Source organism: Rhizobium sp. BK377 (genome assembly GCF_014193935.1).
Classification (GTDB): domain Bacteria; phylum Pseudomonadota; class Alphaproteobacteria; order Rhizobiales; family Rhizobiaceae; genus Rhizobium.
This window is the reverse complement of record NZ_JACIAC010000001.1, coordinates 751,618-775,668: the sequence shown is the minus strand read 5'-3', so window position 1 is coordinate 775,668 and position 24,051 is coordinate 751,618. Positions and strand designations below refer to the sequence as shown.

Here is a 24,051-nt window from a genome sequence, read left to right as displayed (position 1 = left end):
TTCAGGTTAGATAGAGCAGGAACGGCTATTTCCCGTTCCTGTGCAGGATCACGCCCAGTTCATGCCACTCGCGGCCGTCGCGCTGAATCAGTTCGTCGGCACAGGCAGGTCCCATGCTGCCCGGAGCATAGGGATCAGGAATGCGGTCATCTTTTGCCCACTCGTCCAGGAAGGGCTGCACCGCCGCCCAGCCGGCCTCGATGCCGTCGGCGCGCTGGAATAGCGTCTGGTCGCCGATGAAGAGGTCGTAGAGCAGGGATTCATAGCCGGTTGTCTTGCTGATATCGAATTTGTCGGCATAGCGGAAATCGAGCGAGACCGGTACGGTGTCGACGGATTGCCCCGGTGACTTGATGGAGATCTCCATGCTCATGCCCTCATCGGGCTGCACCTGGATGACGAGCCTGTTCGGCGGCAGCCGTCGGTTAACCTCCGTCTCGCGGAACTGCGCGAAAGGAACGGGTTGAAAGGTGATGACGATTTCGGTATCGCGCGCCGTCATCGCCTTGCCGGTGCGCAAATAGAAGGGAACGCCTGCCCAGCGCCAGGTATCGGCATAGAGTTTCAACGCCACATATGTCTCGGTCTTGCTCGTGGGTGAAATATCCTTCGTATCGCGATAAGCGGGCAAGCTGGTGCCGTTAAGCGGACCGGCGGTGTAAGCCCCGCGCACGCCATTCGCCTTGGCTTCTTCCGGCGTATAGATGCGCAGCGCCTTCAGCACCTTGCTCTTCTCGTTGCGGATCGCCTCCGCGTCGAAGCTGTTCGGCGGCTCCATGGCGATCATCGCCAGAAGCTGGAAGAGGTGGTTGGGGATCATGTCACGCAGCGCGCCGGTTGCATCGTAGAACTTCCCGCGCGTGCCGACATCGACGATCTCCGAGGCGGTGATCTGCACGTGATCGATATAGCGATTGTTCCATAGCGACTCGATCATCATGTTGGCGAAACGCGCCGTCATCAGGTTCTGCACCGTTTCCTTGCCGAGGAAATGGTCGAGCCGGTAAACTTGGCTTTCGTCCACGCGTGCGAGGATGCGAGCGTTTAAGGCCCGGGCCGAGGCAAGGTCGGTGCCGAAGGGCTTTTCGATCGCCACACGGCGGAAGCAGCCGCCGCTTTCGTCCATCAGCCCGAGATCGGAGAGTTTCTCGACGATCGGGCCGAAGAAGCTCGGCGGCACGGCGAGATAGAAGGCTGCATTGCAGGTCGTGCCAAGGCGCTTGCCGATTTCGAGAAAGATATCGTCCTTGGTGAAATCGCCTTGCAGATAGGAGATGCGCGCTCGCAGGCTCTCCCAGGCTTCATCCTTCGCGCTCGCCTCCTCGCCTTCGAGATGAGCAAGAAAAGCATCCAGCCGCTGGCGCAGGAATTCATCGTCGCCGGGCTCGATGCCGACGCCGAGGATGTTCAGATCCTGGCCGACGAGGCGGCTACGGGTGAGATTGATGATGGCCGGAACAAGCAATCGCCGTGTCAGGTCACCGGTGGCGCCGAAGATGACGAGAGTGACGGGCGGGGTGGGGTGTGCGTCCATACGTGCCATCTCCTGCTGAATTGTCCCCGCCGAATATAAAGCGCTCCGGCTTTGTCGCAAGCACCTTGCGGTTCAACGATAACAAGCGTTTGACATGGTGAGCCAAATATATAAAGACATAAAGATGTCATTATGTCATTCGGGGGGGGGGTAGCCATTGATCGACATTGTCAGCGCCGGCTTCTTCGTCATGGCCGCTCTCGCACTTCTCGGCTCGCCGGGGCCTGCGATCGCCGCCCTTCTCGCAATAGGCCGCCTGCACGGCATGGCGACCGGCCTGCGCTTTTATCTCGGTTTGCAGATCGGCCTCGCGATTGCGGCCGCAGCGGCTGCGGCCGGCCTGCTGTCGTTGATCGAGGCAATCCCTCTGGCAATGCTGGTGATGACGGTTGCCGCCTCCCTCTATCTCGTTTGGTTGTCCTGGAAGATTGCCTCGGCGCCAGTCGGTGCCGATCTATCCGTTGCTCGGCGCGAGACGTCTCCGACCCTTGCCGGCGGTGTCGTGCTGGGCCTCACAAACCCCAAGGCCTATATTGCTTTCGCCTCGCTTTTTGCTGCTTACCGGCTTTCGCAGGATGGCGCGCTGGACATGCAGGCCAAATGGGCGCTCTGCGTCCTGGTCATGATCGTGGTCGATATTTTCTGGCTATGGCTGGGCGTTGCTTTGGGCAAGGCGAAGCTGGAACAATCGAGCGAGCGGGCGCTCAACATCTGCTTTGGCCTCGTCATTCTCGCGACTGCGATAGTGTCGCTGGTCGAACTTGTCGGCACCTGAGACAATAAGCCATTGCGGAAGAGCTTTCCGTAATGGCCGTTTTTAGGTGATGACAATTTACGCCTTGGAGGAGGACTTGTCCGTTGTCGTACCGGTGGCCGGCTTCGTTTCGGTCTTTACCGGCCAGGTAATGTAATAATTCTGCGTGCCCACCTGTCCGAAGTAGACCTCATTGCCGGTGCCTTTCTCGATGAAGCTGCCATTTTCGCTTCGGACCAGGCGTCCGTGCGAATCGCGCTGGAGATGGTCGCGCGGGAAGTCGTTCCAGTCGTCGGTCTTGATATCAGTGCCCTTCTTCTGGTCGATATCGGCTTCCTTGGGGTCGGTCACGTCCCAGGCCTTGATCGAAACGCCCTGGGTCGGATCGGTTACCGTCAGCTGGCCCTTCTTGAAGGCGGCAAGCATGGCGGCTTCCTGGCTGCCTTCGCCCTTGGCGTCTGCCGCAGCCGTCATGTTCTGCCGCAGCAGCGCCATGAAAGAGGCGGTGGTGATATCGGTGCTGGCGGTGGTGTCGCCGGATGCGTCTGTCGATCCTGCCTTGCCGGCATTGATCCTGTCGAGCATGACCGACAGAGCCGAACGGGACTGCGAGGGAAGGCTGGAATAGTCGTGATCGCTCGGGCTGCTGGAGCCGCCGTCAGAAGAATTGCCTTTGATCGTCTGCAACGCGATCTGCGCCGTCATGAGCTTCATGTTCGAAACAGAAGAAACCATCTCAAAATCTCTTTATCAGGCCTCGCACATGGCGGCGCAAAGGCGTTTAACGGATAGGGATTGGCATCGATGACGCCAGCAAAAGCACGTCTGGATGGAGAAACACAGGGCTGATCACTACACTTCAAACTTTGCGTGTGGCTTGCCGATGGCGGCAAAGCTGCGACGGCAGTAACCACAAGGACCGCCGCCGGCATTCAGGGCAATAAACCGGGACTGTGCGATCAGGCCTTTACGGCCACCATGAAGAGCCGCGGGAACTTGAGCAGAAGCTTGCCGTCGGCAGTCTTCGGATAGACTCGCTCGATGCGTTCGAGATAGTCGGCCAGAAATGCCTCGCGATGCTCTTCGCCGGCATGATCGAGATAGGGACGCAGGCCCGTTCCCTTCACCCACTCGACGATCGCAGCGGCATTGTCCATCGGATGATTATAGATCGTATGCCAGATGTCGACGCGGGAGGATTTGGCGGTCAGCCGGCTGTAATAGGTCGATGGCGGCGCAAGCCCATTGCGCCGCATGCTCTTCGTCTCGAAGGCCGCCCTCCAAGGGCCGGCATGCGCCGTCTCCTCCATCATAAGATGGCTCTGCTCGCCAAGATTGTCGGGCATCTGCACTGCGAGCACGCCGCCCGGCGCCAGCCCGTCCATCAGCCTGTCGAAAATGTCGAGATGATTGGGCAGCCACTGGAACACTGCATTGGCAAAGAGCAGGTCGGCCGGCTCGGAAGGCTGCCAGGTGGAAAGGTCGGCCTCCACGAAAGCCGTGCCCGGCAGACGCTTGCGGGCCGCCTCCAGCATGTTGAGGTCGCTGTCGAGACCGGACACATTGGCGGCGCCATAGCGGTCGATGATCAGTTCTGTTGAATTTCCCGGCCCGCAGCCGAGATCGACCGCGTGGCGCAATTCCGTCAGCGGCACCTGCGCCAGCAGGTCGCGCGCCGGGCGGGTGCGTTCATCCTCGAACTTCACATATTGGCCTGCTGACCATGCCATCATTTTTCTCCTGATGTCGGGCCACGTCTTGGGACGTGGCGAATGCGAACCTTGTCGATTGCAGCCATCGAGCTTGACTATTTCGAACTCGAACGACCTATTTCCGATAATTTCACTTGCTGCCATCCGGTTCGAATGGGCCGTCCAGCAGAGTTCCTGCGTCGAGGCGAAGATCACTTTTCGCAAAGCAGGCGCTCGCCAGAGTAGGGTTGGTAAGTACAGTCCGACGGCCGGAAGGAACGGTAGCTGCGGGAGCAGGCGATGATGTTGCAGGACTGCGGCGGTGCGCCTTGACCGTCAGTCATTGTTCCTGGCGACTTCGCCGCATTCGGGGCAGGCTCGGTCATAGCCTCCCGCATGAAGTCACGCCAAATCCGTGCCGGCAAGGCGCCGCCCGTGACGCCGTTCATCGGTGCGTCGTCGTCATTGCCCACCCAGACGCCGGCGACGAGCGGTTTCGTGAAGCCGACGAACCAGGCATCGCGGTTGTTCTGGCTGGTGCCGGTCTTGCCGGCCGCGAACGTCCCGGGGTCGGCGCCCCTTCCGGTGCCGCGCTCGACCACCAACTGCAAGAGCCCGAGAAGATCGGATTGATAGGGAGAAAGGTCGATATTCGGCCTGGCTTGTGAACCAACCCGAAACGCCTTTGGCTGCCCCGCCGCCTGAAAGTCGATGATACCCCAGGGCCTTACGGGCGCCTTGCCAAAAAGGACAGATGCGTAGGCACTGGTCAGGTCAAGCAGGTTCACTTCGGATGTGCCGAGTGCCAGGGATGGTGTATTGGCAAGCGGCGCATCGATGCCGAGCTCGCGTGCGGCGGCAATCACATTGTCGAGCCCCACCTGTTCGGCAAGCCTGACAGTCGCGGCATTGAGCGACCGGGCGAAAGCCTCGGCGAGTGTTACCCAGCCGTGATAACGGCCGCCGGAATTTTCCGGCGACCAGCCGTCGATGTCGATCGGCGCGTCGAGAACCCAATCAGACAAGGTGAGCCCAGCCTTCAGGGCGGCGTAATAGACGAACAGCTTGAAGGTGGAACCCGGCTGCCGCATCGCCGTGGCGGCGCGGTTGAACTGGCTTGCCTTGTAGTCGCGGCCGCCGACCATGGCAACGACAGCGCCGTCCGGTGTCATCGCAACCAACGCTGCCTGCGATACTCCAGCAGCCGTTCCTTCCTTGTCTAAGGCTCTTTTTACGACGCTTTCAGCGATCTGTTGCAGATGCGGCACGAGGGTGGTGCGCACCGTCGTCGATCCTGGCGAGGAGCCGGCGATCTCGCTCGCCTGCGGCGAAATCCAGTCAGCAAACCAGCTTCCGGAGCGCGGTGTCGGTGTCGTGGGATGCAGCTTGGCGAAACTCGTCTTGGCTTTCTCCGCCTCCGGTCCGGTGATCTTGCCATTGGCCACCATCGCGTCAAGAACAACGGCGGTGCGTTGCCGGGCGCCTTCGAAATTATCGATCGGATTCCACTGGCTCGGTGCCCGCAGCAATCCCGCCAGCATTGCCGATTCCGGCAGATCCAGGGAGGCGATATCCTTGTTGAAGTAGATCCGTGCGGCCGCAGGCATGCCGGTCGCGCCGGCGCCGAGATAAGCGCTGTTGAGATAGCGTGTCAGGATTTCTTGCTTGCCGAGTTTCCACTCCAGCCAGAGGGCGATGACGACCTCCTGTATCTTTCGTTTTATTGTCCGATCGCTGTCGAGATACTGCAGCTTGATAAGCTGCTGGGTGATCGTGCTGCCGCCCTCTACCACCGAGCCGGCTTGGAAATTCCGCAGGAGCGCTCTTCCGATCCCTCTGACGTCGATGCCAAAGTGATGCATGAACCGCCGATCCTCAATTGAGAGGACGGCGCCGATCAGATACGGCGGAAACTGGCTGTATTGCGCATAGGCTCCTTGATACGGCCCCTGCCTGACCAACGGTGCACCGTCAGCGGTTTCCAGCACCACGACAGGCTTCAAGGTTCCATCGCGGATCTCGCCCCAGGGAACGTCCTTTAGCGCCCACACCAGCAGGCTTCCCGTCAGGAGGAGGCAGACAAGAAAGGCCGATCCCAGAGCGATTTTCCACCATCCTGCATGCGAGCCGCGTCGGCGATTTTTGAAGGGCATCGCACAGATACCGCGTCCTGCTTTAGCCAGAGCAGTCGCAAACCACTTGCCAAGATTGCCGATCGTCGTTGTGGTTTCCGGCCGGATTGATCCCTTGAATTTCGTCCTCAAATACGAAGCGGCTGCGACTGTCTTGGCCTTGGCCCAGGTTGAACTCACCCGCAAATCATGAGCCAGGGCATGCAGTAAATTGTGCGCCGCCTGTTTGCTTTGGCCGAAGGACTTGACGGGTTGTTGCGGTTGGTCGGTCTGGGGGGGTGAACTGGTTCCGTCCAATGGGTCCGTGGCGGGCGCCTGCGCCCCAGCATCGTCAGTCGGAAGCCCCATATTTGCCGATTGATCGGCACCCGTGCTTGGGCCACCGGCACTTTGCGTTGGGGATTTGGGAGGACTTGGCATCGGTTACCGCTAAAAGGCTCTTCCCGAAATAGCGCGCGCTTATAACGCGGCAATGCCAAATGATCCATCGCAAAACGGACGCGTAATGCGTTCGCCGAGGATCCCCGCTTTATGTCATCGGACCTAAGTCCTTGTTCGAGCGGGACCTAGGTCCAGTGTCCAGACATAGTGCAGACGACATATTAAGATTCAGGCGTGGGGAGATTGCCTTCAACGGAGTGCGCATGAATCGGAATTGGAAGAAGACATGAAAAAGCTCATTATCGCAGCTCTGGCCTTAGCGACGGCGTTAACAGCGTCGCCGGCATTCTCTCAGATCTACTTCGAGTATGGGACCGGCCCTCGCTATTACGATCGCCCAGAACCACGGTACTATCGCTATCCGCCACGCTACGCCTACGATGACGACTATGACCGCCCGAGGTATCGCCATCGCGACCGGTGCTGGACACAGAGATACTACGGATATAGGCATCACCACCGCGTGGTACGATACAGGACCGTCTGCGACTAGACTCTGTTGCCACAGGCTGCAATCACGGCGCGTAGAGTCCATTGCCTTTTAAGCGCTGCCCGATGTTACTATCGGCCGGGAAGGCGGGTCCAATCCTCTGGGCGCGCTGAGACCTGCGGGAGCTACGGCGTCCGCAAAGCGTCGGCATCCTTCCGAACGCGATGATGGTGGTTATCTCTGAGGGTATTCAGAGCGTAGGTCCTATCTCCCCGTGAACGTTGGACCGTGCATCCGTCGGCGCAAGAGGATCGGCCGCGCAGGCCGACCGATTCAGGCGACCAGGACCGCCGCACCAACACCTGCACATTTCAGATCTCGACGAATGTCGGCGGGGTCAGCGAAGATTTTCTTTTATCGGCTTGTAGCAGGCATCGGTGTCGCCGATCTCGGTTTTGCTGATGGGCTTCCATGTATTCCGATCGAAGTCGAAGAACTCGATGAAACACTTGTTGACCTCGTAGCTCAGCCACTGGGCGGCAACGAGCCGGCTGTCCGGGCTATAATCCAGGTCCAGATACATATTATCTTCGCCACCACGGGGGAAAGATGCCGGACGACCTGTCTGGTTGTCGGCGACTATGGCGAAAGAACACCCGGCGCCGCAACCAATCTGGATAAGCGTATAGTGTCCAGCGAAATTCGGTCCTTGACGCATTCCCTCGCGGATGCGCGTTCTGAAACTATTGAAGTCACGGTCACGCCTTTTGAAATCCGGCAACACCGTCTTTCCGGTAAACCGGCCTTGAACCGGAAAGTCGGTTGCGTTTGGCCGCTCGACCGTGATTGCGGAAGACACTGCGGCGGGCACGCGCTGTAGTGCGATGTCTGCGCATGCAGTTCCGAACCAGGATGTGGACGTCAAGACCCCTAAAACGACAGTACGCAGAAACACGATCAAATCCCCAGACACCGCAAAATACATGCTAACGGATCAACCGCTGCGCACAATACTGAAAGCGGTGCTTAGGCAGTCAAATAGCGAATGTGTTCAACGCGGGCGACGCCTTGAGGACGACCTCTTCGCTGGTCGCTCCGTAGCATCGGGAGAAACTGACGGCGCTTACGCCGCCAGTATGGTGATCCCGTGGGCGTTTGCAGCGGCCCGCATACGGGCCACGGTTTCCGGTGACGGGCTGCCCGGCGGCTGCTCGGTAACACCCTCGGTTTCGATGAATTCGGCCATGTCGCGATCGACGATGGCGGAAAAGACTGTGGGGACGGTTCCATTGTTGGAATAGCCGTGCACCATGAAGGGCGCGATAGTGACGATATCGCCTTCGCTCGCCTCGATCTCTTCCGGCCCTGTATCGGTGAGCCGCCAGATCGTCAGTGTACCTTCGATGATCCGAAAGACTTCCGGGCTTGCATGGGCGTGGCGCGGCGTCTTGCCGCCGGGCTCGACCGTCACGTCGAAGATGTTAAGCCAGTTGCCTGTCAGGCGAGCCCGTCGCTCGACCTTGTCGCCCAGCACGAAGAAGCTTTTTGCCTTCGAACGGGCATCTGTTTTCACAAATGAGTTGGACATGATGTCTCTTTCTTGTTCTTGCGGGGCGGTCCGATAGACCTTCGCGGCGGTTTTGGCAACCGCCGCAAAATCGGGGAGGGCAAGGAAAGAGCGGCTTTTGCGTGCTTTCAGGCCCTGAAACCGACCGCGATCATATCGGTATGGCTTCTTCTCTTCGCAAGTGCGACAGGTTGGCCACCACCATTCCTGTAATATCGGCGACACAGAAGAGGCGCATAGAACGCGCCGATCCTTCCCGCCAATCGGCATACCACCAGCGGAGCAACCCCATGTCTTCTCTTCCCGTCGTCGGCGCCGCCACGACGATCGACGAACTCGAAAACCATCGTGACTGGCTCTTCGAAAAGTCCCGCGACCTCGAATTGCAGAGCTTCATCGATGCCGACGTTCTGAATGGCGACTGGACGGCGCGCGCAGATCGCGCCAGGAAACTGCTCGATGGCTTCAAGGGTCGCGTCGGCATCCATGGCCCGTTCTGGGGCTTTGTCATCGCCTCTCAGGATCCGGATATCCGCGCGGTTGTCTCCCGCCGCATGCTGCAGGGCCTCGATGTCTGCGCTGCGATCGGCGGCACGCATATGGTCATCCACAGCCCTTACACGACCTGGGGCTATAACAATCTCGACAACAATCCCGGCGAGCGCGAGAGTATCATCGATTATTGCCATCAGACGATGCGGGAAGCCGTGAAGCGTGCCGAGGAAATCGGCTGCACTCTCGTCATCGAAAACATCGAGGATAAGGATCCGCATATCCGTGTGGCGCTGGCTGAGAGTTTCAGTTCGCCGACCGTCGCCGTCTCCATAGACACCGGCCATGCGCACTACGCTCACGGCTCCACCGGCGCCCCGCCGGTCGATTATTACGTCCATGCCGCCGGCAACCGCCTCGGCCATGTTCATCTGCAGGACGCCGATGGTTATGCCGATCGCCACTGGCCGCTCGGCCAAGGCACCGTCAACTGGCGTGCGGTCTTTGCAGCCCTTGCCAAGGTTGAAAGCAACCCGCGCCTGATCATCGAGATCAAGGACAAGTCGAAGATCATCGCTTCGGCCGAATATCTGACTTCGATCGGCGTAGCACAGTAAATCGGGATCGGCGGCGAGTGATGTCTCGCCGCCGCAACCCTTCAGGCCGCGGCATCTTTCGGCCGCTGCGTGAACGCGACCGGCAGGCAGAGTACATAGAGACCTGCGCCCAACACCCAGACCAGCCCCGGAAAGACATCGCGCGAGGCAAAATAGACCGTGCTGATCGCCAGTGGCCCGACGATCGAGGCAAGGCTCGTCATGCTCGCCAGCAGCCCCTGTGCGCGTCCCTGATGATCGCCATTGACCCGCCCTGTCACCAGAGACTGGAGGGCCGGCGCCCCGATGCCGCCGAGGCAGAAGAGCGGCATGAGCAGGAAGGCCATCCAGCCCTGTGTCACCAGCGCGATGGTGATATAGGCCGCGCTGTCGGCGACGATGCCAATCAGCAGCGTCCGGTGCTCTCCCCATCGCTCGCTGATCGGCCCGGCGATGAAGGCCTGCACGACCGCATGGAAAAAGCCGAAGGCGGCAAGTGAAAGGCCGACCATCATCGGCGACCAGGAGAATTTGTCCTGACCGTAGAGAACCCAGATCGTGCCGCCAACCTCGCCGACAAGGGCAAGGATGAAATAGGCGCCGGCAAGCGGCAGCAGCAGCCGGTAGCCCATCAGCCAGCGGAAATGCGCGAGCGGTGAAAACTCCTGTTTCTCGGCTTCCGCACCGGTCATGCGCGTCTCCGGCAGCATGAAGAGCGCCATCAGCAGATTGGCAGCATTGAGTGCAGCAGCAGCAATGAAGGGCAGCCTCACCGAGAATTCACCCAGAACGCCGCCGATCGCCGGGCCGGCAATGAAGCCGATGCCGAAGCAGGCGCTGAGTTGGCCGAAGCGGCGGGTGCGCTCGGCATCCTCGGTGAGGTCGGTCACGCAGGCTGCGGCCACCGCGTTGCTGGCGCCGGTAATACCGGCAATCGCCCGGCCGACGAAGAGCAGCCACAGCGATGGTGCTGCGGCCATAAAGACATAGTCGACTGCGGCGCCGGCGAGTGACACCATCAACACCGGCTTGCGGCCGAACCGGTCCGACAGTGAACCCAGCACCGGGGAGAAGATGAATTGCATCAGCGCATAAAGTGCCAGAAAGGCACCGAACCGCCATCCGAGATCGTCAGTATGGCCGACATCCTGCAGCAGCCGCGGAAAGATCGGCAGGGTCAGCCCAATTCCGGCGGCATCGAGGATCACGGTGGCATAGACGACTGCGAGCGCTTTTTTCATGGGATCGTCTGAAAATTTATCACTGATAAGTTCCTTATCGCTGATAAATCGAAATGGCAACAGGGAATGGAACCGGGATGAAGGTAGACCGCGCGCAAATCGTCGACGAAGCGCTGAAGCTCTTGAACGAGGTGGGCATCGATGCGCTCTCCACACGAATGCTCGCCGAGCGACTGGATGTGCGCCAGCCCGCCCTTTACTGGCATTTCAAGAGCAAACGAGCGCTGGTGGAGGCCATGGCCGAGGAGATCATGGCGCGAGGTCACACCCACGACTGGTCGGTCGTACCTGAGAATTGGCGGGAATTCATGCTCGAAAACGCCCGTGACTTCCGTCGCACGCTCTTGAGCTATCGCGATGGCGCCCGCGTCCACGCCGGCACCGAAACCAGCCCGCAGGATCTTCCCAATGTCGAAGCCCATATCGCCGTCCTTGTTGGAGCTGGCATCGAAGCGGAATTCGCCATGGAGCTGCTCGTCGCTGTCGCCCGCTACACTGTCGGCTGCGTCATCGAGGAACAGGCCGAACCGCCGCCGGAGCAGGAAAAGCTCGACGCTGCCGCAGCCGATTTCCCGCTGACACACCGAGCAATTGCGCATTACCGAAAATCGGGCCACGAAGCCTTTTTCGAAGCCGGTTTGCAGATGATAATCGATGGCGCTGAACGGCGGCTCGCAGAAAGCGCCTGAGGCTCAGTCGCGCATCGCCCAGCGAATGCCGGCGGCGACAGACAGCCCCAGCAACGGCCATATTGCCCAGAATGTCCCGTGCCATGTCAGCATGTTGATGGCCACGATGCCAACCCCTATGACGGCAAGCGCGGCGACGCGCTGATCGAACCGGTCCTGCCTCCGCACCCATATCATTGCCGCCACGAAGGCGAAGGCAAGCAGCGGCCAAACCGCCCAAAACTCGCCTTCCCAAGTGACGATGTTGATGAAGATGAGTACCGCGCCGATAAGAGCGAGAATGCCACCGAGCTTGCGCAGCCTGCCGCGCGGGCGCAGCGCCGGGCCGGGTTTTGACGTCGGCGTTTCGAGGGACCGTTCGGGAGCGGCTGCCGGCTTCCGCGGCTCCAGGCTGATATCGCCGATGCGCACGGCGTAGCTCGGCACGGCATCGGCAACATTCTTCATCTCCAGCGGCCCCAGAAAGTCGAACCCTACAGCGACCTTGTTTCGCACCTGATCGTAGACAGTGTTCGAGATTACGATCCCTCCGGCCGGCGCGGAGGCCTGCAGGCGGGCAGCGATATTGACGCCGTCGCCATAGATATCCTCACCTTCGACGATGACGTCGCCGAGATTGATGCCGATGCGGAAGAGCATCCGTCCATCTGTGGGCCGCGCCGCATTCTTGCCGGCAAGCTCGTTCTGCACGTCGATCGCTGCCCGGACGGCTTCGACCACACTCGGGAAATCGGCAAGCAGCCCGTCACCCCACGTATTGATCACTCGTCCGCCATGCGAGGCAATCAGGCGGGACATGGCATCGCGGTAATGCTTCAGCATCGCGAGCGTCCCTTCCTCGTCCTCGCCCATCATGCGCGTATAGTCCTGCACGTCGGCTGCAAAAATCGTCGTCAGCTTGCGTTGCGTCTCGCTCATGAAATCCCCCATGCCGCCGGCGAACCCGCGGCCTCATCTACCATAGGTGGGATCGCAATCTTTAGCCCGGTAGTTCGCTTCGAACCCATCCCACGATCCTAGAACTGCGTAATCACGCTGATACCGGTCCCCTCGGCCCTGTCGAGCGCCATCAGCGCGGGCACGGCCTCGGCAAGGCTGATGCGCCGGCCGATTAGTTTCTGCGGCGCGATCTTGCCGGATGCGAGCATCGAAAGCATGGCGTCGTAGCGCCAGGCCTGCATGCCATGGCTGCCGTAGATTTCCAGCTCGTGGCCGATCACCTGCGCCATCGGGATCTGCGGCGTGGAATGCTCGCCGAGCATCAGCCCCACCTGCACGTGCCGGCCGCGCCGGCGCAGGTTCTTGATCGAATTGAAGCAGGTGACGGGATGGCCGAGTGCATCGATGGAAACATGCGCGCCGCCCTTGGTGAGTTCGCGCACGGCTTCTGCCACGTCGGCGACTGCGGAGGCATTGATCGTCGCCACCGCTCCGCATTCGCGCGCGAAGGCAAGCTTCTCCTCGGAGATATCGATGGCGATCGCATTGGCCCCAAGTGCGCTCGCGATCATGATCGCCGAAAGCCCGACACCGCCGCAGCCGTGCACGGCGATCCATTCGCCGGGGCCGGTGCGCGCCTGGTCGGCGACAGCGCGAAAGGAGGTGGCGAAGCGGCAGCCGAGGCTCGCCGCGGTGGCATCGTCCACGCTCTCCGGCAGATGCACCAGATTGGTATCGGCATAATCAATGCCCACATATTCGGCGAACGAGCCCCAGTGGGTGAAGCCCGGCTGGAACTGGTTGGGGCAGACCTGCTGGTTGCCGGAATGGCATTCGCTGCAATGGCCGCAGCCGGAAACGAAGGGCACCGTCACTCGGTCACCGACCTTGAAGCGTACCACGCCCTTGCCGGCAGCGACGATCTTGCCGGCAAGCTCGTGCCCCGGCACATGCGGCAGCCGGATATCCGGGTCATGGCCCATCCAGCCGTGCCAGTCGCTGCGGCAAAGCCCGGTCGCGCCGACCTTGATCACCACACCATCTTCAGTCGGTGTCGGATCCGGCACGGTGCGGATATCAGGCGCCTGCTCGAAGGCTTCATAGTACATGGCTTTCATTTGTTCTTCTCCTCGGGCGGCACGGGGCTGTCTTCATCCATGATGCCATGCGGTGAGGGTTTTCATCCAGTCGTCCTTCCATCATTTTCCGTTATGGACCCATCGCTTTGGTACCGTGACACGCGCATCAATATTTCAATCGCAGCGCGGTCTCCGGCATTTTGTTGCTTCGATGTTTCAACCGTCAATTTGCGCTTGACCGGTCCGCGTACGGAGGATTTTGCTTTGCCGACTTCAGAGGAGAGCCCAAAATGCCCGTCGATACATCACCCCGCACGACCACCTGGACTTATGTCGACGGAGAGTGGATTGCCGGCAACCCGCCGCTGATCGGGCCGACTTCGCATGCCATGTGGCTGGGCTCTACCGTCTTCGACGGCGCCCGCTGGTTTAATGGCATCGCGCCCGATCTCGACCTGCACTGTCAGCGCATCAACCGCTCCGCCGTCGCCATGGGCCTGAAACCGGTCAAGACGGCTGAGGAGATCGAAACGCTTGCCTGGGAAGGTGTCGAGAAGTTCGACGGCAAGACGCCAATCTATATCAAGCCGATGTATTGGGGCGAGCACGGTTCGGCGGGCAGCGTCGTGACCGTCGACGGCGAATCCACCCGTTTTGCGCTCTGCCTGTTCGAGGCGGCCATGGGCGGACACGGCGGCTCCTCGCTCACTGTCTCTCCCTACCGTCGCCCGACCCCGGAAACGGCAATGACGGACGCCAAGGCAGGTTCGCTCTATCCGAATAGCGGCCGCGCCATCGCCGAAGCGAAAAGCCGCGGCTTCGACAATGCCCTGATGCGCGACATGAATGGCAATGTGGCCGAAACCGCTTCCTCGAACGTCTTCATGGTCAAGGACGGCGTGGTCTTCACACCGATCGCCAACCGCACCTTCCTCGCCGGCATCACGCGGCTGCGCGTCATGGGCCTTTTACGCAAGGCAGGCTTTGAGGTGCGCGAGGCAACGCTGTCGGTTGAGGATTTCATGGGTGCCGACGAGGTCTTCACGAGTGGCAACTATTCCAAGGTGGTCGGCGTCAACAGGCTCGACGGCCGTCATTTCCAGGAAGGCCCGGTCACACGCAAGGCGCTGGAACTCTACATGGACTGGGCCTACGGCCGCTCTGCGAGCGATGAATAGTGGTGGTGGTGGTGGTGAGAGCCGGTGCCGCGTAGCGGCAGCAATCGATCCAGTGGATCGATTGCAGGCTCGAACGCCCTGAGCCACGCGAAGGGCCAGGCGCCGCTTGGCCGGCCCGGCAATCGACGGCGCTGCCGGATCGGCACTCTATCACGGCCGGACCGGCGAGCCGATGTAACCGGCGGACTGGATATAGGCGATCGGTGCAAAGAAATTCCCGCCAGCATCGAAGGCCATCAGCCCTTCCTCTCTCAATGCCGTCTGCACTGCCGGCCGCGACCCGACACGCTTCATGAAAGCGGGAAGCGCCGGAAACCGGTCGAGATCGATTTTGATCCATGGCGACCAGTTAAGGCAGACGAAAAGATAAGCATCCGCGACCGTGAAATCCTCGCCGGTGAGATAGGGGCCGGCAAGCTTTCCGTTGATCCAATCGAGACGCTTGTGGACGACCTCCCGCATCGCGTCATGTGCCGTCGCATAGTCGGCGTTGAAAAGCATCGCCATCGGCTTGTGCAGTTCCGATGTGATAAAGTTCAGCAGAGACTGCACCTGGTTACGGGCAAAGTTGCCGAATTCCGGCAGCATCCTTCGTCCATCAGGGGAACTGTCGGCGAGAAATTGGGCGATCGCCGGTCCCTCCGTCAGCACCTTGCCATCGTCAAGCACCAGCGCCGGAACATAGCCGTTGCCGTTGATCGAAAAATAGTCGTCTTCCTCGCTGGTCCTGTGCGTCTTTCGATCGACCGTGATGAGCTCGATATCGATATCGAGTTCGCGGCAGATAATGTGCGGCGACAGCGAACAGGCGGCTGCATGCATATAAAGCTTCATGGCTTCTCCTCCTGCGGCGGCTCGAGACCGGCCGCATCAATCCGTTGGACATTTGTACTATTTCGCATAAAATTTCCTCGGTCAATTATTTTATGCGAAACGGTACAAAATGAGCGAGAAGAAGCGTGGCCGCCCGAGAGCCTTCGATGCTAAAGTGACCCTGGAAAAGGCGAGGGACGTATTCTGGGACCGCGGTTTTGCCGGCACGTCGCTGGATACGCTGAGCGCTGCCACCCAGCTCAATCGTCCGAGCCTCTACGGTGCGTTCGGCGACAAGGAGGCCCTCTATCTCGATGTAATGGAGGCATATCGGGCCGAAAGCATGGATGTGCTGGCGGATGCACTTGATCCGTCACTGCCGCTGCGCGACAATCTCGCGAGGGTTTATAAGAGCGCGCTCGAGATTTATCTTCACGGTAAGACCTCTGCGCGGGGCTGTTTCCTTATCAGCACCGCGACGGCCGAGGCGATCCAGCATGAGCGTGTTCGTGACCTCCTGAGCCGCAGTCTTGAGGATTTTGACGGTGCGATCGAACAGCGCATGGCGCTCGCCGTCGAACGAGGCGAACTGCCTGACGGCAGCGATGTCCACATGCTTGCGAGGCTCGCCTCGGCCGTCATGCATTCGCTCGCCGTGCGCGCCCGGGCCGGTGACAGCCGGAAGACGCTGGAGGCTTTGGCACGGTCCGGCGTAGATATGATCTGCGGCAAAGCCTGAGGTTCAGGCTTCCTCCTCCTTCGTCCGCACCAGCCATGTGAAGGCCGCGCCCGCCAGCAGCAGGACGCTGGTACCGAGAAAGACCGCCGGCATGCCGATATGGCCGCCGACGAAACCGCCAAGGATAGGCCCGGTGACCTGTCCCACATATTGCGAAGAAATGGACAGTCCGAGAATGCTGCCGGCGGCACTATCCGGCACATTGTGCCGGATGACGGCAGTGATGCAGGGCAGCAGCCCGCCGAGCGCCAGGCCCATTAGGAAGCGCAGGCCGATCAGCTGCCATGAGGCGGTCACGAAGGCCTGCGGAATGAGCAGCAGTCCCGCGATTGCGAGCGCGCCCGCAATGACTGGCCAGTGGCCGATCCGGTCGGCAAGCTTCCCGAGCCGCGAGGCGGAGAGAATGCTGCCGAGCGCTGCCGCCGACATCACGATGCCGGCCACCATCGTCACCTGATCCTGATCAGGGACGAGTTGCGCCACATAGACGGTGATGATCGGCTCGATCGACATGTTGGCGAGCATCAGCAGCAGGCCGGTCGCGAGCATGGCGACCACCGGCCCCTTGTCTGGAATGGATTTCCAGCCGCCGGAGGCCTTAGCCGCCTGCTTTCGGGCTGCCGATTTCTCCTCCTTGATCAGGAACGTGGTTGCCAGGAAGGCAATGAAGATCATGCCGCCTGCGGCCAGAAACGTGCCGCGGATGCCGATGATGGGCGGCAGTGCCCCGCCGATCAGCGGCCCGACGAGATTGCCGGCCATGATGCCGGACGAGAGCACGCCGAGCGCCCAGGCAGACCGGTCCTTCGGCGTCTGCGTCGCCACCAGCACCATCGAGCCGGAGGCATAACCGCCCGCCAGGCCCACGAAGAGGCGCAGCGCCACCAACTGCCAGACGCTGCCGGCCATTCCCATCAGCGAGATGGCGATGGTCATGCCGAGGCTGGCGCGCACCAGCATCAGCTTGCGCCCGTAGATGTCTCCCAGGCGGCCCCAGAGCGGCGCCACACAGGCGGCAGCAAAGAAGGTCGCACCATAGGCGATGCCCGACCACTGCACGATCGCCGCATGATCGCTCACGCCAAGTTCTTCCACATAAAGCGGAAGAAACGGAAGCAGCAGCGTCATCGCCACGATGGTCGTGAACGAACCAAGCAATGAGATGACGAGATTGCGTTTCCAGTAGGCGGATCCGGGCACCACCTTCGCGGCGTCCCATCGAGTGTCTGTCATTGCGGATCTTCTTCGGTACAGTCTGGCGCGGCCAAGATGAAGCGATCCTCACTTTACGCACCGACCGGAATCCTGCCAAGGACGAATTCCCCCCGATCAGACCTGTCGACAAGGGGACGGCAGTTTGAATGCCATGGTTTCGCCGCTTACTGATTGCAATATGCAATCAGTAATATGAAGGAGCAGACATGATTAATAGCGATCAACACCGCGCACAGATGCTGCGCGATCTCTACGCAGCCTATATCGGTCACCGCAAGGATCTCGTCGGCGCGATGCTGGCTGAGGATTTCACTTTCTCCAGTCCACAGGACAATCATATCGACCGCACCGCTTATTTTGAGCGATGCTGGCCGAACGAGCCGGCGTTGAAGGCCTTCGACATCGAGTTCCTCACGGTTCAGGGTGATGAGGCGGTCGTCCGTTACCGTGCCGAAATGACTGATGGCAAGGCCTTCCGCAACATGGAAAGTTTCCGTTTCGACGGTGACAGGATAGCCTCGGTCGATGTCTATTTCGGCCGCAACACGACCTAGAAGAGCCGCACGGCCGATGTCGCGATGATGACGATGGAAACTGCGATCATCAGCGGTTTCACCGGCAGCCGCTTGACGAGGATCGCTCCGAACGGCGCGGCGATAACCCCGCCGATGATCAGGCCCGCCGCCGAGCCGAGTTCCGACCAGCCGAGCGCCAGCGCGAAGGTGATCGAGATGATCAGCGTCACGGCGAATTCTGTGAAATTGGTCGAGCCGATCACCCGCTTCGGATCGTGACCACGGCCGACGAGCGAGCTGGTGACGACCGGCCCCCATCCGCCGCCGCCGATAGCGTCCAGCACGCCGCCGCAAAGCCCGACTGGCGGCACCATCCAGTCGCGGACATCGCGCTTCGGCGTCGGGTGGAAGGCCTTCCAGAGAATGAGGAGGCCGATTGCGATCAGATAGGCCGAGACGAAGGGCTCGATCACCTTGCCGTCGACACTGGCAAGCAGGAAGGCGCCAACCGCCCCGCCGATCATGCCGGCCGGCGCCAGCCGCGCCACCAGCTTCCAGTCGACATTGCGATGCCAGACATGGGAGATGCCCGACGCCGCCGTCGTGAACAGTTCCGTCACATGCGTCATGGCGCTGGCGTTGGCAGCAGGCACGCCGAGCGTCAGCAGGCTGGTCGTGGACAGCACACCGAAGGCCATGCCGAGGGCGCCATCAACGATCTGCGCGCAGAAACCGACGATGACGAAGAGGAAGAAATCCGTGCTCATGAAAATCCCTGACGAGCGAAGGCTTGGCCGCAAACATGTCGAGCACGAAAAGGTTCCGTCTCAGACGTTTGGAAAGCGCTGCTTGAGGCGCATGACCTTGAAGAAGCCGTTCGGGAAAACCGGCAATATTTCAATTGCATCGAAACCGCTCCTGCGTGCCCAGTCGGTGATCCGGCTGATCCGGAAAGACGAGCTCCAGCCGATCCGCCGGGCAAGCGGCGCCACCACCTCCTCGATCGCGCCCTGAAGTCCTGCACCGTCGCCGAGCTTGCTGGCCAGGATGATCTCGCCGCCCGGCCGCAAAACACGGGCGCATTCGTCCAGCGCCCGTTCCGGCTCGGGAATAAGCGTAATGACGAAAGGCAGGCAGACAGCATCGAAAGATTTATCTTCAAAAGCCAGCGCGTGCGCGTCCATCACCTGCAATTGCCGCACATGGAAAAGCTTGTCGCGGGCGATTTTTTCCCGCGCCTTGGCGATCATATGCTCGGAAATGTCGATGCCCGTCACCCTGGAGCGCCGGGGATAGTGGGAAAGCACCAGCCCGGTGCCGACGCCGATTTCCAGAATGTCCGTACCGGCCCTAGCTGCAAGCTGCGCCAGCGTGCGATGCCCGTCGCGCAGGAGACCACGATAGAGCCGGTCATAGACCGGCGCCCAGCGCTGGTAAATTTTCTGCTGGTCTTCCGCCTGATTGTGAACTTGTCCCACGTGCGCGCCTCCTCCAGACCCTGCCTTCAAACTCATGAAGGCAGGCTCCGGTTCCGGCGGCATTGCAATTCCTTGTGGCCACGCCGCTTTCATGTCCCGCAAAGCGCGATACTCCCCGCGGTTTGCGCTTTCGAAGAGAGCCTGTGGCGAGAGGTGTTTTTTCCTCGAAGTCGTTGTTTTTTGATAATTCGCCGGTTGCCTGTCTGTGCTTCCCCTCCTATGTTCCGCCTCACCTGCCGATGACGCAATCTATTGCCAAGAGGAGATCTGATATGGCTTTCGAATTGCCTGAACTTCCCTATGACTACGAAGCCCTTGCTCCCTTCATGTCGAAGGAGACGCTGGAGTTCCACCACGACAAGCACCACAAGGCTTACGTCGACAACGGCAACAAGCTTGCAGCGGAAGCCGGCATGGCCGATCTCTCGCTGGAAGAGGTCGTCAAGAAGTCTTTCGGCACCAATGCCGGCCTCTTCAACAATGCTGCCCAGCACTACAACCACATCCATTTCTGGAAGTGGATGAAGAAGGGCGGCGGCGGCAACAAGCTGCCGGGCAAGCTCGAAGCAGCCTTCAATTCCGATCTCGGCGGCTATGACAAGTTCAAGGCCGATTTCGCAAATGCCGGCGCCACCCAGTTCGGCTCCGGCTGGGCCTGGGTTTCCGTCAAGAACGGCAAGCTCGAAATCTCCAAAACCCCGAACGGCGAAAACCCGCTCGTGCACGGCGCGACACCGATCCTCGGCGTCGATGTCTGGGAACATTCCTATTACATCGACTACCGCAACGCTCGTCCGAAGTATCTCGAAGCCTTCATCGACAGCCTGATCAACTGGGACTACGTCCTGGAACGTTACGAAGCGGCAACGAAATAAACATTTATAAAGCTTTGGTTTTTTAACACCCGGCGCCGCCAAGCGCCGGGTGTTTTCGTTTCTGCCGAAACAAATACCTTCGAAGCTGCTTGACTCACTCATACCCGTATGGCTATAAGTTGACCCATAGCCAATCAGGTATGAATTCTGATGTCGAATGTTCAGGACGCACTTTTCAAGGCGCTAGCCGATCCGACCCGGCGCGCCATTTTCGAGCGTTTGTGCCGTGAAGGCGAGAAGACGGTCGGCATTCTGACGGTCGGCGCCGGTGTTTCCCAGCCGGTCGTTTCGAAGCACCTGGCGGTGCTCAAAGCTGCCGGCCTCGTGCGCGACCGTCATGAAGGCCGCCAGACTCATTACAGCGCCGAGATCAAGGCGCTTGCTCCTCTGGCGGACTGGGCGACGGAGATGGCCGGCTTCTGGGAAGGCCGGTTCGACGCTCTGGAAGACTTGCTCAAAAGGATGGACCAATGAACGACACCGCAACTGAAGTCCGCTCCGTCATCGTCGAGCGGGAGATCGCGTTCCCGCCGGAGAAGATCTGGCGTGCGCTGACGCAGCCGCATCTGATTGCGGAGTGGCTGATGAAAAGCGATTTCAAGCCCGAGCGCGATCACGGCTTCAAGTTCACCGCCGAATGGGGCTCCGTCAATTGCAAGGTACTGGAGATCGAGCCGAACAGGACCCTTTCCTACACATGGGATGCCTACGGCCTCGAAAGCACCGTCACCTGGACGTTGACCCCCGCCGGTTCCGGCACGCGTCTGCGCATGGAGCAGGCAGGTTTCCGCCCGGACCAGGAACAGGCCTACCAGGGCGCCAAGTTCGGCTGGCAGCGCTTCTTGGACAATCTGCAGGAAGTTCTGCGGCGCGAAGACTGAGACAAAGGCTTCGGCCTGTTGAGGAGGAAATAGCATTGAATTGGAACAAGTCTATCCGCCAGCTTCACCGCTGGCTGTCCATCATCTTCACGCTGACTGTCATAGCCAATTTCGGTACCATGGCCTTCGGCACGCCGCCCGCTTGGCTGGTCTATTCGCCGCTGCCGCCGCTTTTCCTGCTGCTGTTCAGTGGCCTCTACATGTTCGCATTGCCCTATTTCACCGGTCGCAGCGAGCGGGTATCGGATGCAGGGTAGGGAATGCGTTTTCCGCGGAGACCGTGGCTGGCAGCCGTCACATCGCTGTCATCCGCGGCCTCTACATCACGCGGCATGTCATCAGCCGATCATCCGCTTTTCCGCTTCGGAATCATCGCCGATCCGCAATATGCTGCCATCGAACCGCAAGTCGAGATGGGCCGCTATTATGCCAACAGCCTCGCCAAGGTCGGCGCTGCGATCGAGACCTTCAATGGCGAGGAACTGAGTTTCGTCATGACACTCGGCGATATTATCGACCGCGATTTCAATAGCTTCGACGATATCCTCCCGGTCTATGAAAAGCTGCGGCACGAGGCGCACTTCCTGCTCGGCAATCACGACTTCGGAGTCGCTCCTGAGCATCTGGAGAAGGTCGCGGAACGGGTCGGCATGCCAGCACCTTATTACAGCTTCCAGCGCCATAGTTTCCGCTTCATCGTGCTCAACGGCAATGAGGTGAGCACCTTCGCGCCGCCGGAAGACCATCCCCATCGTGCGCTTGGTCGCGAGCGTCTGGCGGCTCTGCTGGCAGCCGGCGCCAATAACGCCCATGAATGGAACGCGTCGCTGAGTGACGGACAGTTCGCCTGGCTGGCTGGCGAAATCGAAGCGGCGAAGGTCGCGGGCGAGAAGGTGATTGTGATGAATCACTTCCCCGTCTATCCACCCTGTGAACATGATATGTGGGACCGCGAGCGCATCATCGCACTCCTGTCCCCGCAGCAAAACGTCGTCGCTTATCTCAACGGTCACAACCATGTCGGCAATTACGGCGAGGTCGGTGGCTGCCACTTCGTCAATTTCAAGGGCGTGGTCGATACCGAGAGCGAAAACACCTTCGCCATCGTCGATGTGTATGCGAACCGGATGGAGATTCGCGGTTTCGGCCGCGAGGATAGCCGCACGTTGGTTTACTGAATTCGGCGGCCTTCCGTCCTCCTGGCGCAAGCGTCGGTTTCTGTGCTCGCTGCTCCGGCGCTTCCGCCCTCGGTGGTGAACGCCTATTTGCAGGGTATCGCGTACTCAAGCATTCGCGGCCAGCGGCTTCTCCATCCAGCTCTGCGTCCAGAGCGAGCGCAGCCCGTCACCTTCGCCCTTGAAAAAGGTGTCGGCCTCCGAGCAGACCTCCACCCGGTCGCCGCGGAAATTGCGGATCGCCTGCCTGAGTTCGCACCAGGCGACGATATTGGCGGTCTGGGAATAATAGATCAGCGCGATGGGGCGGATCATCCGCTCAGTCGCGCGTCCCATTTCGTCGCGATAGTTGAGCTTGAGTTTGCGTTCGTCGCGGATCGCCCGGCGCACAATGGCAAGGTCCACTCCTGCAGGTGCCGGTGCGACCGTGCCCCAGGCATACAGCGCCTTGGTCTCCATCGCCTGCCGCAACGGCGGCGGCACGGCGCCGGCAAGCTTCTGGTTGACACGTCGGGCCGCGAGCTTCAACTCCTCGTCACCGGTGCGCTCCAGCAACGCCAGCGACAGCACGATCGCCTCCGTCTCCTCGATCGAAAACATCAACGGCGGGAGGTCGAAGCCCGGCCGCATGATATAGCCGATGCCCCGCCCGCCCTCGATCGGCACCCGCATCGCCTGCAGCGCGGCGATATCGCGGTAGATCGAGCGTACGGTCACTTCCAGCTTTTCAGCCATGACCGCGGCGGTCATCGGCTTCTTCGCCAGCCGCAATATCTGGATGATCTCGAAAAGCCTGGAGGCCTTGCGCATTTGCCGCCCTTTCTCCCACGCTCCTGACAATACACTGTCAGTTGGCTTGCCGTATAGAGTCGTCTATCGAATTGAAATTCAACGCGCTTCGTCAGAAGCGTGCCTGAAAGGAAGATGGACAACTGACATGGACTACCACGAAAGCCTCTGGCTCTACTTCACCCTTCTCTTCGGCATCATCATCGTGCCCGGTATGGACATGCTCTTCGTGCTCGCCAATTCGCTGACGGGCGGCACCAGGCGGGGTCTGGCCGCCACCAGCGGCATCATGCTCGGCGGGGCGGTGCATTCGGCCTATGGTGCGGCGGGCGTCGGCATTCTCGTCGCCATGCTGCCTGGTGTCTTCAACGTGCTGCTCTTTGCCGGCGTCGCCTATATGATCTGGATCGGCATCTCGCTGATGCGTAGCTCGGTCAAGGTCGAAACGGTCGGCCCCAGCACGGCTCGCTCCACCTGGAAGGCGTTCCGGCAGGGTGCGGTCACCTGCCTCGTCAATCCCAAGGCCTATATCTTCGTGCTCGCTGTCTATCCGCAATTCATAAAGCCGGAATATGGCCCGATCTGGCTGCAGGGGCTGATCATGGGCATTATGACTGTGCTCACACAGTTTGCCGTCTACGGCACGCTTGCGATGACGGCCGGCCGCAGCCGCGATCTCCTGGTGTCCAACCCGAAGACGACGGCCGTCATCGGCCGCCTCGCTGGCCTGCTGCTGGTTGTCATCTCCGCGGTCAGTCTATGGCAAGGGTGGAAGGCGGCCTGATCCTGCCTCTTCTTATCACATTGT

The 24,051-nt window shown here is 60.4% G+C and carries 26 protein-coding genes; 12 read left to right on the top strand and 14 right to left on the bottom strand.

Features of this window, described 5'->3' with window-relative positions:
* Nucleotides 1-25 precede the first annotated feature (25 nt).
* A complete protein-coding gene (gene zwf, locus FHT92_RS03880) occupies nt 26-1,534 on the bottom strand; it encodes a glucose-6-phosphate dehydrogenase (protein ID WP_183822651.1) in 1,509 nt (502 codons plus the stop codon).
* A gap of 157 nt (nt 1,535-1,691) precedes the next feature.
* On the opposite strand from zwf, the gene FHT92_RS03875 reads away from it, so the two are divergent.
* The gene (locus FHT92_RS03875) at nt 1,692-2,309 is read left to right on the top strand and encodes a LysE family translocator (protein ID WP_183822649.1); all 618 of its coding nucleotides are present in this window, start codon (nt 1,692-1,694) and stop codon (nt 2,307-2,309) included.
* A 57-nt stretch (nt 2,310-2,366) separates the two neighbouring features.
* Here the strand turns inward: FHT92_RS03875 and FHT92_RS03870 are convergent, their stop codons facing one another.
* The 5 genes from FHT92_RS03870 to FHT92_RS03850 form a co-directional block, all read right to left on the bottom strand.
* Nucleotides 2,367-3,023 (bottom strand): hypothetical protein, encoded by a 657-nt coding sequence (locus tag FHT92_RS03870; RefSeq protein WP_183822647.1) that lies wholly within the window; start codon nt 3,021-3,023, stop codon nt 2,367-2,369.
* Nucleotides 3,024-3,247: 224 nt separating this feature from the next.
* Nucleotides 3,248-4,018, bottom strand: a complete 771-nt coding sequence (gene tam / locus FHT92_RS03865) for a trans-aconitate 2-methyltransferase (RefSeq protein WP_183822645.1) — start codon at nt 4,016-4,018, stop codon at nt 3,248-3,250.
* A gap of 173 nt (nt 4,019-4,191) precedes the next feature.
* Entirely contained in the window at nt 4,192-6,531 is a 2,340-nt protein-coding gene (locus FHT92_RS03860; RefSeq protein WP_183822643.1) for a PBP1A family penicillin-binding protein, read from the bottom strand.
* Between the two features lie 848 nt (nt 6,532-7,379).
* Entirely contained in the window at nt 7,380-7,967 is a 588-nt protein-coding gene (locus FHT92_RS03855) for a hypothetical protein (RefSeq protein WP_246735124.1), read from the bottom strand.
* Nucleotides 7,968-8,105: 138 nt separating this feature from the next.
* Nucleotides 8,106-8,570, bottom strand: a complete 465-nt coding sequence (locus FHT92_RS03850; RefSeq protein ID WP_183822641.1) for a cupin domain-containing protein — start codon at nt 8,568-8,570, stop codon at nt 8,106-8,108.
* A gap of 269 nt (nt 8,571-8,839) precedes the next feature.
* On the opposite strand from FHT92_RS03850, the gene FHT92_RS03845 reads away from it, so the two are divergent.
* Nucleotides 8,840-9,658, top strand: a complete 819-nt coding sequence (locus FHT92_RS03845; RefSeq protein WP_183822638.1) for a sugar phosphate isomerase/epimerase family protein — start codon at nt 8,840-8,842, stop codon at nt 9,656-9,658.
* A 41-nt stretch (nt 9,659-9,699) separates the two neighbouring features.
* On the opposite strand, the gene tet is transcribed toward FHT92_RS03845, so the two are convergent.
* Nucleotides 9,700-10,878, bottom strand: a complete 1,179-nt coding sequence (gene tet, locus FHT92_RS03840; RefSeq protein ID WP_183822636.1) for a Tet(A)/Tet(B)/Tet(C) family tetracycline efflux MFS transporter — start codon at nt 10,876-10,878, stop codon at nt 9,700-9,702.
* 77 nt (nt 10,879-10,955) lie between these two features.
* Here tet and tetR point away from each other — a divergent pair, with 77 nt between their 5' ends.
* A complete protein-coding gene (gene tetR / locus FHT92_RS03835) occupies nt 10,956-11,567 on the top strand; it encodes a tetracycline resistance transcriptional repressor TetR (protein ID WP_183822634.1) in 612 nt (203 codons plus the stop codon).
* Nucleotides 11,568-11,570: 3 nt separating this feature from the next.
* Here tetR and FHT92_RS03830 read toward each other — a convergent pair whose 3' ends face one another.
* Nucleotides 11,571-12,485, bottom strand: a complete 915-nt coding sequence (locus FHT92_RS03830; protein ID WP_183822633.1) for an adenylate/guanylate cyclase domain-containing protein — start codon at nt 12,483-12,485, stop codon at nt 11,571-11,573.
* A gap of 98 nt (nt 12,486-12,583) precedes the next feature.
* Nucleotides 12,584-13,624 carry a zinc-dependent alcohol dehydrogenase family protein gene (locus tag FHT92_RS03825; RefSeq protein WP_183744880.1) on the bottom strand — a complete coding sequence of 347 codons (1,041 nt, stop codon included), beginning with the start codon at nt 13,622-13,624 and terminating at the stop codon, nt 12,584-12,586.
* 251 nt (nt 13,625-13,875) lie between these two features.
* Here FHT92_RS03825 and FHT92_RS03820 point away from each other — a divergent pair, with 251 nt between their 5' ends.
* A complete protein-coding gene (locus tag FHT92_RS03820; protein ID WP_183822631.1) occupies nt 13,876-14,763 on the top strand; it encodes a branched-chain amino acid aminotransferase in 888 nt (295 codons plus the stop codon).
* 150 nt (nt 14,764-14,913) lie between these two features.
* Here the strand turns inward: FHT92_RS03820 and FHT92_RS03815 are convergent, their stop codons facing one another.
* Nucleotides 14,914-15,597, bottom strand: a complete 684-nt coding sequence (locus FHT92_RS03815; protein WP_183822629.1) for a glutathione binding-like protein — start codon at nt 15,595-15,597, stop codon at nt 14,914-14,916.
* Between the two features lie 109 nt (nt 15,598-15,706).
* Between FHT92_RS03815 and FHT92_RS03810 the strand changes: the two genes are divergently transcribed.
* Nucleotides 15,707-16,315: a TetR/AcrR family transcriptional regulator gene (locus tag FHT92_RS03810; RefSeq protein ID WP_183822627.1), complete on the top strand. Its 609-nt coding sequence runs from the start codon at nt 15,707-15,709 to the stop codon at nt 16,313-16,315.
* A gap of 3 nt (nt 16,316-16,318) precedes the next feature.
* On the opposite strand, the gene FHT92_RS03805 is transcribed toward FHT92_RS03810, so the two are convergent.
* On the bottom strand, nt 16,319-17,548 hold the full coding sequence (locus FHT92_RS03805; RefSeq protein ID WP_183822625.1) for an MFS transporter: 1,230 nt from the start codon (nt 17,546-17,548) through the stop codon (nt 16,319-16,321).
* Between the two features lie 188 nt (nt 17,549-17,736).
* On the opposite strand from FHT92_RS03805, the gene FHT92_RS03800 reads away from it, so the two are divergent.
* Complete coding sequence (locus tag FHT92_RS03800) at nt 17,737-18,084, top strand: nuclear transport factor 2 family protein (protein WP_183822623.1); 348 nt, start codon at nt 17,737-17,739, stop codon at nt 18,082-18,084.
* Here the strand turns inward: FHT92_RS03800 and FHT92_RS03795 are convergent.
* The gene (locus FHT92_RS03795) at nt 18,081-18,812 is read right to left on the bottom strand and encodes a sulfite exporter TauE/SafE family protein (RefSeq protein WP_183822621.1); all 732 of its coding nucleotides are present in this window, start codon (nt 18,810-18,812) and stop codon (nt 18,081-18,083) included. The genes FHT92_RS03800 and FHT92_RS03795 overlap by 4 nt on opposite strands.
* Nucleotides 18,813-18,872: 60 nt before the next feature.
* Nucleotides 18,873-19,523: a class I SAM-dependent methyltransferase gene (locus tag FHT92_RS03790; protein WP_183822620.1), complete on the bottom strand. Its 651-nt coding sequence runs from the start codon at nt 19,521-19,523 to the stop codon at nt 18,873-18,875.
* Between the two features lie 272 nt (nt 19,524-19,795).
* Between FHT92_RS03790 and FHT92_RS03785 the strand changes: the two genes are divergently transcribed.
* The 5 genes from FHT92_RS03785 to FHT92_RS03765 all read left to right on the top strand — a co-directional run bounded on the left by FHT92_RS03785 (nt 19,796) and on the right by FHT92_RS03765 (nt 22,457).
* Nucleotides 19,796-20,398, top strand: coding sequence for a superoxide dismutase (locus tag FHT92_RS03785; protein ID WP_183822618.1), 603 nt, complete (start codon nt 19,796-19,798; stop codon nt 20,396-20,398).
* Between the two features lie 150 nt (nt 20,399-20,548).
* Nucleotides 20,549-20,872 (top strand): helix-turn-helix transcriptional regulator, encoded by a 324-nt coding sequence (locus FHT92_RS03780; protein ID WP_183822616.1) that lies wholly within the window; start codon nt 20,549-20,551, stop codon nt 20,870-20,872.
* Entirely contained in the window at nt 20,869-21,279 is a 411-nt protein-coding gene (locus FHT92_RS03775; protein WP_183822614.1) for an SRPBCC domain-containing protein, read from the top strand. Before FHT92_RS03780 ends, FHT92_RS03775 begins: the two co-directional genes overlap by 4 nt.
* 35 nt (nt 21,280-21,314) lie before the next feature.
* Nucleotides 21,315-21,536, top strand: a complete 222-nt coding sequence (locus FHT92_RS03770; RefSeq protein ID WP_183822612.1) for a hypothetical protein — start codon at nt 21,315-21,317, stop codon at nt 21,534-21,536.
* Between the two features lie 75 nt (nt 21,537-21,611).
* Complete coding sequence (locus FHT92_RS03765; RefSeq protein WP_183823813.1) at nt 21,612-22,457, top strand: metallophosphoesterase; 846 nt, start codon at nt 21,612-21,614, stop codon at nt 22,455-22,457.
* A 105-nt stretch (nt 22,458-22,562) separates the two neighbouring features.
* Here the strand turns inward: FHT92_RS03765 and FHT92_RS03760 are convergent, their stop codons facing one another.
* Nucleotides 22,563-23,264 carry a YafY family protein gene (locus FHT92_RS03760; protein WP_183744853.1) on the bottom strand — a complete coding sequence of 234 codons (702 nt, stop codon included), beginning with the start codon at nt 23,262-23,264 and terminating at the stop codon, nt 22,563-22,565.
* Nucleotides 23,265-23,391: 127 nt separating this feature from the next.
* Here FHT92_RS03760 and FHT92_RS03755 point away from each other — a divergent pair, with 127 nt between their 5' ends.
* A complete protein-coding gene (locus tag FHT92_RS03755) occupies nt 23,392-24,027 on the top strand; it encodes a LysE family translocator (RefSeq protein ID WP_183744850.1) in 636 nt (211 codons plus the stop codon).
* Nucleotides 24,028-24,051: the final 24 nt, after the last annotated feature.